Raw genomic sequence first — 12,672 nt, 5'->3', positions numbered from 1 at the left:
AGGTAGCCTTGCACCCGTGCCCCGTCTGTCTGAAGTCATCGCCGCGCTGGAGAACCTGTGGCCCGCCGAGCGGGCCGAGTCCTGGGACGCGGTCGGCACCGTCGTGGGCGACCCCGACCAGGAGGTCACCCGGGTCCTGTTCGCCGTCGACCCGGTTCAGGAGATCGTCGACGAGGCGGTCAAGCTGGGCGCCGACCTGCTGGTCACCCACCACCCGCTCTTCCTGCGCGGTACGACGACGGTCGCGGCCTCCACCTTCAAGGGCCGCGTGGTGCACACCCTGATCAAGAACGACATCGCGCTGCACGTGGCCCACACCAACGCCGACACCGCCGACCCGGGCGTCTCCGACGCCCTCGCCGGGGCGCTGGATCTCAGGGTCGTACGACCGCTCGTACCGGACTCCACCGACCCGGAGGGCCGCCGGGGCCTCGGCCGGATCTGCGAACTGGACCACCCGCTGAGCCTCGGCGAACTGGCCGCCCGCGCCGCCGACCGGCTGCCCGCCACCGCGCAGGGCATCCGCGTGGCCGGTGACCCCGAGGCGCTGGTGCACACCATCGCCGTCAGCGGCGGCTCCGGCGACAGCCTCTTCGACGACGTACGGGCCGCGGGCGTCGACGCCTTCCTCACCGCGGACCTGCGCCACCACCCGGCGTCGGAGTTCATGGCGGCCGGCGCCCGAAGCCCCCTCGCGCTGCTCGACGCGGCGCACTGGGCCACCGAATGGCCCTGGTGCGAGCTGGCCGCCACCCAGCTCGACGAGATCTCCGACCGCCACGGATGGGACCTGCGCGTCCACGTCTCCAGGACGGTCACCGACCCCTGGACCGCCCACGCGGCGTCCCCCGCCACCACTAGTTAATTGGGAGCCCCCAACTGAACGCCGCGCCCGCCGACCAGATCCGACTCCTCGACGTCCAGGCCCTCGACGTCCGCCTGCAGCAGCTTGCGCACAAGCGGAAGTCGCTGCCCGAGCACGCCGAGATCGAGTCGCTGACCCGGGACCTCACGCAGCTGCGCGACCTCCTGGTGGCCGCGCAGACCGAGGAGAGCGACACCGCCCGCGAGCAGACAAAGGCCGAGCAGGACGTGGACCAGGTGCGCCAGCGCGCCGCCCGCGACCAGCAGCGCCTCGACTCCGGCGCGGTCTCCTCGCCCAAGGACCTGTCCAACCTCCAGCACGAGATCGCCTCCCTCGCCAAGCGGCAGGGTGACCTGGAGGACGTCGTCCTGGAGGTCATGGAGCGCCGCGAGTCCGCGCAGGAGCGGGTCACCGAGCTGACCGAGCGCGTCGGCTCCGTCCAGGCGAAGATCGACGATGCGACCGCCCGCCGCGACGCGTCCCTCGAGGAGATCGACGGCGAGGCGTCCTCGGTGACGAAGGAGCGCGAGGTCGTCGCCGGCTCCGTCCCGGCCGACCTGCTCAAGCTCTACGACAAGCTGCGCGAGCAGCAGGGCGGCATCGGCGCGGCCAAGCTGTACCAGCGCACCTGCCAGGGCTGCCGCCAGGAGCTCGCCATCACCGAGCTCAGCGAGATCCGCTCGGCCGCCCCCGACACGGTCGTGCGCTGCGAGAACTGCCGCCGCATCCTGGTGCGGACCGCCGAGTCCGGCCTGTAGGGGGGCGGTTGGGGTGCGGGAGGCCGGCGTGCGGGAGTTCGTCGTCGAGGCCGACGGCGGGTCACGGGGCAACCCGGGGCCCGCGGGCTACGGGGCGGTCGTGATCGACCCGGTGACGGGGGAGACCCTGGCCGAGGCCGCGGAGTACCTCGGGGTGACCACCAACAACGTGGCCGAGTACCGGGCTCTGCTGGCCGGCCTGCGCGCCGCCCACGCCCTGGACCCCGCGGCGGCCGTGCACGTCCGGATGGACTCCAAGCTCGTCGTCGAGCAGATGTCGGGCCGCTGGAAGATCAAGCACCCCGACCTCAAGCCGCTCGCCGCGCAGGCCGCCGGGGTGTTCCCGCCGGACCGGGTGACCTACGAGTGGATCCCGCGCGAACGCAACAAGCACGCCGACCGCCTGGCCAACGAGGCGATGGACGCGGGCGGCCGCGGCGAGCAGTGGTCGGCGTCCGCATCCACGGCGGGACCGGACGCCGCCGTTTCCCGCCCCTCCCGTGCGGCGAAGGCGGAGGCCGAGGTGCGGCCCGAGCGCACCGAGGCAGATGCCCGGGCCCCGCGCGCGGAGACCGACGTCCAGGCCGCGCGAGCCGAGACCGACGTCCTGCCCGCGCGCGCGGAGACTGACGCCCGGACCACGCGAGCCGAGGCAGACGTCGCCACGCGGGCCGGGGCAGACGTCCGGACGGTGCGCGCCGAGACCGACGCCCGGGCCGCGCGCACCCTGGCGAAGAGCGGCACGGCCACTCCCGGCTGGGCCCCCGCAGACCTCGGCGCCCCCGCCACCTTCGTCCTGCTGCGGCACGGCGAGACACCACTGACACCGCAGAAGCGCTTCTCGGGCAGTGGGGGCACCGATCCGTCCCTCTCCGGCATCGGCCGGGAGCAGGCCGAGCGGGTGGCGGCGGCGCTGGCCCGCCGCGGCACGATCCAGGCCATCGTGTCCTCCCCCCTCGCCCGCACCCGGGAGACCGCAGGCATCGTCGCCGATCGCCTGGGCCTGGACGTGACGGTCGACGAGGGGTTGCGCGAGACCGACTTCGGCGCCTGGGAGGGACTCACCTTCGCCGAGGTGAGTGAGAGGTACCCGGACGACCTGAGCGCCTGGCTGGCCTCCCCGGACGCCGAACCCACCGGCGGCGGCGAGAGTTTCGCGGCGACCGCCGTCCGTATCGCGGCCACCCGCGACCAGTTGGTCGCGGCCCACCCGGGCCGTACGGTCCTGCTCGTCACCCACGTCACGCCGATCAAGACCTTCGTGCGCCTGGCCCTGGGCGCGCCTGCGAAGTCCCTGTTCCGCATGGAGTTGTCGGCGGCGTCCCTGTCGGCGGTGGCGTACTACGCGGACGGCAACGCGAGCGTCCGGCTCCTCAACGACACGTCCCACCTGCGCTGAGCGCCGCCGCCGCGCGGGCCAGCCGCTCGATCCGGGCCCAGTCCCGTGCCAGCACCGCGTCCGCCGGCACCATCCAACTGCCGCCCACACAGCCGACGTTGGGCAGGGCCAGATACTCGGGCGCGGTGTCCGGGCCGATGCCCCCGGTGGGGCAGAAGCGGGCCTGGGGGAGCGGGCCGGACAGCGACTTCAGATAGGCGGTGCCGCCGGCCGCCTGCGCCGGGAAGAACTTCATCTCCCGCACCCCGCGCTCCAGCAGCGCCACGACCTCGGACGTCGTCGACACCCCCGGCAGGAACGGCACCCCGGACGCCCGCATCGCCTCCAGGAGTACGTCCGTCCAGCCCGGGCTGACCAGGAACCCCGCCCCGGCGTCCACCGCCGCGGTCACCTGCTCCGGCCGGATCACCGTCCCGGCGCCGACCACAGCGTCCGGCACCCCGTCGGCGATCGCCCGGACCACGTCCAGCGCGGCCGGGGTCCGCAGCGTCACCTCGATCGCGGGCAGGCCGCCGGCCACCAGCGCCCGCCCGAGCGGTACGGCATCGGCGGTGTCCCGCAGCACGACGACGGGCACGACGGGGGCGAGGTCCAGGACGGAGGCAGGCGAAGGCGCGGGCATGGCGTCATCCTGCCCACGGTGAGCAACATGCGCAAAGAGCGTTGCGCACATTGCAACGACTGTTCAGCTGCCCTCAGTCGCCGGCTGCCCTCGGTCGCCGGCTGCCCTCGGTCGTCGGCTGCCCTCAGTCGTCAGTGGACCTCAGTCGTCAGTGGACCTCCGTCACCAGCACGTCCAGCGACCAGCTCCGCCCCGCCCCCGCCGGCGCCTCCGCCTCCACCACGTACCCGAGGTCACGCAGCGCCTCCACCAGCTCGGCGGGGTCCTTCGGCGCGGCCCCGTCGGTCAGCAGGCTGCGCACGATCCGCCCCTTGGTGGCCTTGTTGAAGTGGCTGACCACCTTCCGGGTGGGGGCGTGCAGGACCCGTACGGTCACCGTCCGCCCGGCCGACTCGCCCTTCGGCTTCCAGGCGGCCGCGTACGCCGAGGACCGCAGGTCCAGCACCAGCCCGCTCCCGGCCGCCGCGGGCAGCACCTCGGCCATCGCCGTCCGCCAGTACGCACCCAGCGCCCCGAGCCCGGGCAGCTTCACCCCCATCGAGCACCGGTAGGAGGGAATCCGGTCCGTCACCCGCACCGCGCCCCACAACCCCGAGAAGACGAGCAGCGAGCGTGCGGCGCGCCTGCGGGCGGCCGTGTCGAGGGAGTCCAGGCCGAGGGCGTCGTAGAGCACACCGGTGTAGATCTCCCCGGCGGGCCTGGCCCCCGCCGTGCGGAGCCCGGCGTTCTTGGCGACCTCGCCGCGCAGCCCCTCGCTCAGCCCGAGCACCTCGCGCGCCTTTTCCTCGTCGCCCGAACACAGCTCGACCAGCTCCGAGAGCACCGCCTCACGAGCGGCGGCGAGCCCCGGCAGGGACAACGACTCCATCTTCAGCGGGGCGCCGCGGCCGGCGGAGGCCTTCCCCTCGGACGGGGGCAGCAGCACAAGCACGGGGTCTCTCCTCAGGTAGCGTTCCGCGCCAGCGTACTGAGGGTCCGCACCAGCCCTTCGGCCTCCTCCGCGTGGAAACGGATGACGCGCACGTCCCGGCGCCTGCCCAGGAGGGTGACATGAGTGACGGGAGCGGTGAGTTCGACGGTGACGGAGGTCCGGGACCCGACGGGGACGTCCAGCTCGCCGTCGGTCCTCCCGTGCGTCGTACGCAGCTCCCGCCGCACGGACGCGACCGCCGTCAGCGGAACACGTAGGTCGACGTGGGCGGCGTGCCGGACCCGCAGACAGTCGCCGGTCAGCACGTGCGGCCGAACGACCGAGGAGGCGTGCAGGGCGACGACGAGGGCAACCGTGTACACGTCGAGGAAGAGCATCACCGCGTGCGGGACCGGCCAGCGCCGCAACAGCACGGACATCGTCAGCGTCTCGATCACGCACACGACCGCCAGTCCGGCCATGACCACACCCTGTCCACGGGCGTACCCGAACGCCTGCCCGCCCCCGCCGGTGCCGTGGGTGCGCCGGGCCGCCCACAGTGCGAGCCCTGCGAACAACCGCAGCTCGTGCCGCGCCAGACGGCGCACGGCCCTCATCCGCGCTTCTCCGTCAGGATCAGCAGCGCCTGCCGGATCGCCTCCGCCTGAGCCGGGGCGAAGTCGGCGTAGAGGGCGCGCAGGAAGCCGTGGTCGCCGTCGTCCATCGCCGTGTCCGGGAGCATCTGCGGAGGCACGCACCCGGCGATCGCGCGCGCGGCTTCGGCCACCCGCGGGTCATCGGGGCCGGCGTCGGCGAGCGCGTCGAGCAGCGCGTACGCCTCCTGCGCCCGCGCGGCCGCGTCCGGCGCGGCGAAGGCGCTGCTCAGCGCGTTCATCAGCCGCTCCCGGTCCGCCGGGGCGGCGGCCGTCTCCAGCAGCGCGAGGATCTCCCGGTCCTTGGCGGCCATGGGGGAGTCGGGCAGGTGGGCGGCCGTCTCGGAGAACAGGGCGGCCAGTTCGGGGGAGACCGGCCCCTCGGCGGGCAGCTCGCCCGCGTCGAGCAGGGCGCGCAGCCGGGCCCGCCGGTCCCGTATCGCCGCCTCCTGCCGCGCCAGATCGGCGTCGAGCTCTTCGAGCACCTCGGTGAGATCGCGCCCCGCGTCGTCGGCGAGCACGTCCCGCACCTCCGCCAGCCCCAGCCCCAGCTCGGTCAGCCGCCGGATGCGGGCCAGGACGACGGCGTGCCGCAGCGTGTAGTGCCGGTAGCCGTTGGCACGCCGCTCGGGCTCCGGCAGCAGGCCGAGGTGGTGGTAGTGCCGCACGGTCCGCGTGGTGACGCCGACGGCCGCGGCGAGTTCTCCGATCCGCATACGACCAGTACAGACGTTGACGTCGCGTGAGGGTCAAGGGTGCCCGGCTCGGCGTCCGACGGCGGCCGTGCACCTGTGCCACGATCGAGGGAACGGTGCCCGATCTCTTGGACAGGTGATCTTGGGAAGTCCCAGTCTGGCGAGCGACCGAAGGAAGGGCGTGACATGACCGCCGCGACGCATGAGCCCGCCACGCCTGCCGAGGGCCTGCTGGAGATCTTCCTGTCCCTCGACACCCCGGAAGGCTTCCGGCCGAACTGATCGAGGGGGAGATCGTCGTGACCCCGCCGCGGACTTGGAGCACGAGAAGTACATCAGCCGGGTCGTGAGGCAAGTGATCAAGCGGTCCCGCATCGACATGGACTTTTCCGGGAACAAGGGCCTGAAGCTGACGGGCGGGGGCGCGTGTCCGAAGAATCACGTGATCCCGGACGCCACCTTCGGCGCCATGGAACTCGATCTCTTCGGGAGTGCCGACTCCTGGATGCCCTGCGACGGTGTCGCCATGGTGCTGGAGGTGACCTCCACAAAGCCGGAGGCCGACCGTGAGGCCAAACGCCGGTGCTACGCCCGCGAAGGCATCCCCCTCCACCTGCTGGTCGACCGTGAGACCGCCATGGTGACGCTGTTCAGCGAGCCGGAGAAGGACGACTATTTGCGGCTGCTCAAGCGTTCCTTCGGCGATCCGCTGCTCCCGCCCGCGCCCTTCGCCTTCGAACTGGAGACCACGGACCTTCCTCTGACCTGGAGGGACGGAGCGGTCGGCCCGCCCGGTATCATGGTCGGCACGGCAGACGAGCCGGGCGGGCGGCCGCGTGGAGTCCCCAGGGGGCTTCCCGAGGAACGTCCGGGCTCCACAGGGCAGGGTGGTGGCTAACGGCCACCCGGGGTGACCCGCGGGACAGTGCCACAGAAAGCAGACCGCCCGGCGCTCCGGCGCGGGGTAAGGGTGAAACGGTGGTGTAAGAGACCACCAGTGCCCAGGGTGACCTGGGCAGCTAGGTAAACCCCACCCGGAGCAAGGTCAAAAGGAGCGCCGTAAAAAGCGCTCTGCGCGGACGTCCGAGGGCTGCCCGCCCGAGTCCGCGGGTAGACCGCACGAGGCCGGTGGCAACACCGGCCCTAGATGGATGGCCGTCGCCGGAGGGCCCGCGAGGACCCTCCGGAACAGAACCCGGCGTACAGCCCGACTCGTCTGCCCGTCACTCTTCCCCTGCGGAGCGGGCTTCTCTCCTCATACGCTCGTGAATCTGACGGTCTCGCGGAGCGACGTTGCGGCACCGTCCAGGTCGGCCAACCGGGCCGCGAGTGTCGCTTCCGCAAGACGTGGTGGGAGGGCCGCATTGAACTTCAGTCCGGCCAGCGCACGGGGGTCCACTGCCGGGAGGCACAGGTGGTCGACGGCTTCCGCAGTTGCTCGCTTCCAGTCCTGAAGCGTGATGTCCTCGCGCAGCCGCACGTAGGTGTCGGTCGGGCGCTGAAGCGGATCGGCGATGGCGGAGAGGGTGGCGGCCAGAGTGGCGTTGGTGCGATAGCCGGCCCAGGTCCACCACCGCACATTCGTGTCGCGGCCTCCCCGCATGATGACGGTGCCGTCGCGGTGCACGAACTCGGCGCTCTCGTCGCGCACGCGAGCGAGGGCACTTTCGGCACGGCGGGTGAGCCTGACCGGAGGGATCGCGCCGAGCAGGATGTCGCGGGCCGCCCGTGTCAGCTCGTACGACGAGGTACGGGTCAGGCCGACGCCTCCCCACCGAGCCCGCCCGCCGCTTTCCACGGGCTCGACGAAGCAGCGGCGGCGCGACCAGTCGATGTACGTCACCTGCCAGCTGCGCCCGGCGAGCAGAAGTCGGCGAGGGCCGACGACCTCGTCCGTGAGCAGCACGGGATCTGTGGTGCCGATCTCGGTGCGGCCCGACAGCACAGTGAACTCGGGGGCGGCGGTGAAGACCGCGGTGAGGTCCATGAAGTGCCGGTAGCCGAACCGCTTTTCGGCCTCTGGGCCGATGAACAGCAGTTCGCCGTCCCGGTCCAGATAGCCCTCCTCGACCAGGTGGCGCACGATCGGCTCGGCGGAAGGGCCGAATGGACCGAGGCCTCCCCACCACTCCTGCCAAAGCCGGTCACCGACCCGGTGCTCCTGGAGGCAGAGCGCCAGCACCTGTTGAGCGGCGATGTGCCGGGGCTCCGGAGGAGCGATGACCGGCTCCACCCAGCCGCGCGACCAGAGCAGCAGAAGTGCTGCCGCGGACAGGAGGCCGGCGTCGTCGGTGGCGAGGAACAGGCAGTTGCGGCTGGATCCGGGCCGTCGACCGGTGCGGCCCAGCCGCTGTAGGAACGAGGCCACGGTGCTTGGTGCATCGATCTGGACGACCCGGTCGAGGTCGCCGACATCGATGCCCAGTTCCAGAGTGCTGGTGGAGACGATCACGCAGTCGCGAGCCTCCGCGAAGGCTTCCTCAGCCCGACGCCGCTCGTCTGCGGACAGCGAGGCGTGGGACAGGAAAGTGGTCACGCCCTTCGCACGCAGCGCCGCGCCGAGCTCCTCGACCTGCTTGCGCGATTCGCAGAAGACCAGTCGCTTCTCACCCCGGTGCAGTGCCGCGATCACTGTCGCCGCATTGGCCAGGGACCCCACATAGTCGAGCTGGACATCCCCTGGCGGGGGCAGTTTCCGTACCTTCTCCTTCAGGTGCGGGGCGACGACCTGTGCCGTGCGCCGCCCGGCCTTTGCTCCCTGCAACCAGGTGAGCAGTTCCTCCGGGTTGCCCACGGTGGCGGACAGGCCGACCCGCTGCACCGGGCGCCCGGCCACCCGCTCCAGTCGTTCCAGCACGGCCAGCAGATGCCACCCCCGGTCATCGCCCGCGAAAGCGTGCACCTCGTCGACGACGATCGCCCGCAGCCCGGAGAAGTACGCTCGGTGGTCGACGTTGGCGCTGACCAGCATGGCTTCCAGAGACTCGGGAGTGGTCAGCAGCACATCCGGCCGTTCGCGCAGGATGCGCTTGCGACGGGACTGTGTGACATCGCCGTGCCAGAGCGCAGCTGTGCGCCCCAGCCAAGAGGTGTACGTCTCCAGCCGGGGCAGCAGGTTGTTGAGCAGCGCCTTCAGCGGACATACGTAGAGAACCGAGGTGCCGTCCCAATTCTCCTGCGCCATCCGCGACAGCAAGGGGAAGCACGCGGCCTCGGTCTTCCCACCTGCGGTGGGGGCGATCAGGACGGCGTCCGCCCCATCTGTCAGGGGCGTGATCGCCTCCTCCTGAAGGGTCCGCAGGCGGGGCCAGCCCAGGGTGTTCACGACGTGGTGGACCAACCCCGGGTGAAGCAGGTCCATCGGATCGGGCGCCACGTCGCTCACGGGAGGTCCAGTTCGACGTCATCGGCGCTGTCCACCGCCGCCGCGTTGCGTTCGACCTCGGTCAGCTCCGAGGGGTTCACCGTGAGTGCGTAGTGCTTGCGCGGATCGAAGTCCTCGAACTGGTCCACACGGTCGAGGACGTCGCCGACGAGCTTCTTGAGGAACAGGCGGGGCGCCACCCCCACCTTGCCCCCAAGTGCCCCGCCGACGGCCTTGGCGAGATCGGCGACATATGCGTCGTCTGTGATCTCCTTGACTCGCTCGGCCGACGAAGCTCCGGACGTATACAGGTCCCTGATGGTCAGCCCGAGACCGATCAGCGAGTCCAGAGTGAAGCCCGGCAGCCTGAGCTGCACGGCACGCGGGTTGTCGAAGCGCGGATCGGTGGTGAAGTCGGTGGCCAGCCGCTGGGCCAGCGGAGCCAGACGCTGCACGCCCTGTCGGCCGTCGTAGAACGCCGGCGTGCCGGTGATGAGCAGATAGAGGCCGGGGAAGCGTCCGGAGTGCACCTCGTCGATGAGCTGGCGCAGGGCGTTCAGCGCCTTGTCACGGGCGTCGGAGCGGACCCGTTGCAGGGTCTCCACCTCGTCCAGCACGACGAACAGGCCTGAGTGCCCGGAGTCACGCAGCACGGTGAGCAGTCCCTGCAGGAATCCCAGGGCGCCGAAGTGGTCGAGGTCGCCGCGTACCCCGGCGGACCTGCGGGCCGCCGCGGCCACATGCGGCTGTCCGCCCAGCCACGCCATGACGGCGGAGGCGGTGGCCTCGTCTCCCGACTCGAGCGCCGTACGGTAACCCCGCAACGCCGTCGCGAACGACGGGGCGTGCCGGGACACCTCGGTGAGCCGGTCCGTCATCAGCCGCTCGACCTTCGCAGGCAGGTCCTCCTCGGATGCACCCGCGGCGAGGGCGTCCTCCTCAAGAGTGTAGAACCAGGCGTCCACGACCGGCCGCAGCGCGCTCGGGGGGAACCCGGGCGTGGTCAGCCGCTCCGTGAGACGGCGGTAGACGGTCTCCAGCTTGTGCAGCGGGGTCTCGGTCTCCGAGATCTGGATCTCGGCGACGGCGAAGCCACGCCGCTTGGCCCGCTCCCCGAGCCACCGTGCGAAGAAGGTCTTGCCCGACCCGTACTCGCCGCGTACGGCCTTGAACACGGACGCGCCCGACGCCACCGCGTCGAGCTCGGCGTCCAGCGCACCCTGGAACCGGTCCAGGCCGGTGGCCAGCAGGTCGAGCCCGCTCTCCGGGACGGCTCCCCGGCGCAGCGCGTCGATCACGTCGCGGCGCCTGGCGGCACTGACGGGTCCGTTTCGGCCAGGGCTGTCTGTACTCACCCCGACAGTCTCCCATCGGCCGGAGATTGGGTGGTGGCACAGCGAAGCGGACGGCCCCGGAGTAGGCATACCCGGCAGCGCAGACAGACCGTCGGCCGACCCGGGGTGCTCGGTGCCGGCGCATTATACCGGCACCCGTGAACGCCCTTGACTGCCGCCAACTGCATTGATGCAATGGCATGTTCACCGCTGTGAAGGGCGGTGACGCAGCGTTCGGTCCGAGACGGAAAGACACAGCGTGGCACTCGACAGTCTGAAACTCAGCGACGCCCTTGCGGACGTCGCTTCCGGCGCCTTACAGCTCCCCGACTTCCAACGTGAATGGAAGTGGGACGACGAGCGCATCAGGGCGCTCATCGCGACGGTGACACTCGACTATCCGCTCGGGGTGGTGATGGCGCTGCAGACCAATGGCACCTCACTGTTCCGCACCCGGACACTCAAGGGCGCCGAGGACGCGGAGGGCCGGGTGCCCGACCTCCTGCTCCTCGACGGCCAGCAACGGTTGACCTCCCTCTTCCAGGCCCTGCACCGGGATCGCCCGGTGGAGACGGTGGATGCTCGCGGCAAGGAGCTGAGGCGCTGGTACTACGTCGACATCGCCAAGGCCATCGGGCCACCGGCCGAACGCGACGAGGCCATCGTGTCCGTGCCTGAGGACAAGGTCCTCAAGACCGGCTTCAACCGCAGGGACCTCATCGACCTGAGCACCGTCGAAGGTGAGTGCGCGGCCGGTTACTTCCCGCTCCACTTCGTGTTCGACACCGAGCGAGTGAATGCCTGGCACCAGGAGTACGTGAAGGTCGACGTCACGAACTGGGGGTTTTGGGGACAGTTCCAGATGCACGTGCTCAACCGCATGCAGTCGTTCCAGGTCCCGATGATCAAGCTCGCGGCCTCCACGACCATGGACGCGGTCTGTGCCGTGTTCGAGCGGGTGAACACCGGCGGTGTGCCGCTCAACGTCTTCGAGCTGCTGACGGCCACCTACGCGGGCAACCAGGAGTACGTGGCCGAGCACGGCGACTACTACAAGCTCCCCGACGTCTGGCTGGACATCAAGAAGGGTCTGGCCTCGTCATACCCCGTGTTCGGGCGCATGGAAGCCGGCGTCGAGGACGGGCTCAGCAGCAGTGATTTCCTCCAGGCCGTGGCGCTCGTCCGAACCTGGGAGCGCAAGCGCCAGGAGCCGCGCGCCGCGGTCTCCTGCAAGCGCCGTGACCTGCTGGAACTACCCCTGGCCGACTTCAGCCTGCTCGCCCCGCGCGTGGCGGAGGCCTTCGAGTGGGTGGGGGCTTTCCTGGAGCAGCAGTGCATCGTGCGCGCTCCCGACCTGCCGTATCGAACCCAGCTGGTGCCGCTGGCCGCCGTACGGACGATTCTCGGCGAGGAGACCGAGACAGCGGCCGCCGACGAACTGCTCACTCAGTGGTACTGGTGCGGTGTGCTCGGCGAGATGTACGGCGGTTCGACGGAAAGCCGCTTCACCCGCGACGTGGAACAACTCGTCGAACGACTCCAGGGCAACACGGAACTGGTCCCCGACACCATCGCCGAGGCGGCTTTCCTGGACGACCGGCTGGATACCCTCAGCACGCGCAACAGCGCTGCGTACAAGGGGGTTTACGCCCTTCTGGTCAAGCAGGGGGCGGTGGACTGGTACTTCACTGAAGCCCCCCTGAACGCCGCTCGCCTGGCCGAGTACAGCGTGGAGGTGCGCCAGATCTTTCCGAAGGCGTGGATCGACAAGAACCACCGGGCCTACAGCAACAGGGCGAACTCGATCATCAACAAGACACCCCTGTCGCTGCGGGCCAGCAAAAGCATGACCGGATCGCCCGCCGGCTACCTCAAGACGCTCGCGCTCGAGTCGGGAATGCGCCCCGAGTGGTTCGACGACGTGATCGGCACCCACCTCATCGACCCCGCCGCGCTGCACGCGGCCGATTTCGAGCAGTTCTACGAGAACAGATCCAAGCAGCTGCTGGAGCTGGTCATGTCGGCCATGGGCAAGCGCACCGTCTTCCGCGACGCGAAGGTCGGGTGACGCA

At 70.8% G+C, this 12,672-nt stretch carries 10 protein-coding genes, 1 other RNA gene and 1 pseudogene; 6 read left to right on the top strand and 6 right to left on the bottom strand.

The window, feature by feature from the left end:
• The first annotated feature begins 16 nt into the window (after positions 1 to 16).
• From ACH4UM_RS05635 to ACH4UM_RS05625, 3 genes are read left to right on the top strand one after another with little or no spacing between them, the layout of a single operon-like run.
• The gene (locus ACH4UM_RS05635; protein WP_398174001.1) at positions 17 to 865 is read left to right on the top strand and encodes a Nif3-like dinuclear metal center hexameric protein; all 849 of its coding nucleotides are present in this window, start codon (positions 17 to 19) and stop codon (positions 863 to 865) included.
• A gap of 14 nt (positions 866 to 879) precedes the next feature.
• On the top strand, positions 880 to 1,623 hold the full coding sequence (locus tag ACH4UM_RS05630) for a zinc ribbon domain-containing protein (RefSeq protein ID WP_398175016.1): 744 nt from the start codon (positions 880 to 882) through the stop codon (positions 1,621 to 1,623).
• A 28-nt stretch (positions 1,624 to 1,651) separates the two neighbouring features.
• Positions 1,652 to 3,022 carry a bifunctional RNase H/acid phosphatase gene (locus ACH4UM_RS05625; RefSeq protein WP_398173998.1) on the top strand — a complete coding sequence of 457 codons (1,371 nt, stop codon included), beginning with the start codon at positions 1,652 to 1,654 and terminating at the stop codon, positions 3,020 to 3,022.
• Here ACH4UM_RS05625 and eda read toward each other — a convergent pair.
• The 4 genes from eda to ACH4UM_RS05605 form a co-directional block, all read right to left on the bottom strand.
• Entirely contained in the window at positions 2,997 to 3,644 is a 648-nt protein-coding gene (gene eda / locus ACH4UM_RS05620) for a bifunctional 4-hydroxy-2-oxoglutarate aldolase/2-dehydro-3-deoxy-phosphogluconate aldolase (RefSeq protein WP_398173995.1), read from the bottom strand. The two genes, ACH4UM_RS05625 and eda, sit on opposite strands and share 26 nt — an antisense overlap.
• Positions 3,645 to 3,792: 148 nt before the next feature.
• Positions 3,793 to 4,575: a peroxide stress protein YaaA gene (yaaA, locus tag ACH4UM_RS05615; protein ID WP_398173992.1), complete on the bottom strand. Its 783-nt coding sequence runs from the start codon at positions 4,573 to 4,575 to the stop codon at positions 3,793 to 3,795.
• Positions 4,576 to 4,586: 11 nt separating this feature from the next.
• Complete coding sequence (locus tag ACH4UM_RS05610; protein ID WP_398173989.1) at positions 4,587 to 5,171, bottom strand: hypothetical protein; 585 nt, start codon at positions 5,169 to 5,171, stop codon at positions 4,587 to 4,589.
• Complete coding sequence (locus ACH4UM_RS05605; protein ID WP_398173986.1) at positions 5,168 to 5,923, bottom strand: MerR family transcriptional regulator; 756 nt, start codon at positions 5,921 to 5,923, stop codon at positions 5,168 to 5,170. Before ACH4UM_RS05605 ends, ACH4UM_RS05610 begins: the two co-directional genes overlap by 4 nt.
• 165 nt (positions 5,924 to 6,088) lie before the next feature.
• Here ACH4UM_RS05605 and ACH4UM_RS05600 point away from each other — a divergent pair.
• Both ACH4UM_RS05600 and rnpB read left to right on the top strand, forming a co-directional pair.
• A pseudogene (locus ACH4UM_RS05600) lies at positions 6,089 to 6,656 on the top strand (Uma2 family endonuclease); the annotation flags it as partial.
• 62 nt (positions 6,657 to 6,718) lie between these two features.
• An RNA gene (gene rnpB / locus ACH4UM_RS05595) (RNase P RNA component class A) lies at positions 6,719 to 7,121 on the top strand.
• Positions 7,122 to 7,157: 36 nt separating this feature from the next.
• On the opposite strand, the gene ACH4UM_RS05590 is transcribed toward rnpB, so the two are convergent.
• Both ACH4UM_RS05590 and brxD read right to left on the bottom strand, forming a co-directional pair.
• Positions 7,158 to 9,263 carry a DEAD/DEAH box helicase gene (locus ACH4UM_RS05590; protein WP_398175013.1) on the bottom strand — a complete coding sequence of 702 codons (2,106 nt, stop codon included), beginning with the start codon at positions 9,261 to 9,263 and terminating at the stop codon, positions 7,158 to 7,160.
• Positions 9,264 to 9,283: 20 nt separating this feature from the next.
• Positions 9,284 to 10,621: a BREX system ATP-binding protein BrxD gene (gene brxD, locus ACH4UM_RS05585; protein ID WP_398173983.1), complete on the bottom strand. Its 1,338-nt coding sequence runs from the start codon at positions 10,619 to 10,621 to the stop codon at positions 9,284 to 9,286.
• Positions 10,622 to 10,859: 238 nt separating this feature from the next.
• Here brxD and ACH4UM_RS05580 point away from each other — a divergent pair, with 238 nt between their 5' ends.
• Complete coding sequence (locus ACH4UM_RS05580; RefSeq protein ID WP_398173980.1) at positions 10,860 to 12,668, top strand: DUF262 domain-containing protein; 1,809 nt, start codon at positions 10,860 to 10,862, stop codon at positions 12,666 to 12,668.
• The last annotated feature ends 4 nt before the right edge of the window (positions 12,669 to 12,672 follow it).

This window comes from Streptomyces sp. NPDC020801 (assembly GCF_044334385.1).
Taxonomy (GTDB): Bacteria; Actinomycetota; Actinomycetes; order Streptomycetales; family Streptomycetaceae; genus Streptomyces.
Note: the sequence above shows the minus strand (reverse complement) of the source record. Positions and strands in the feature narration are given on the sequence as shown.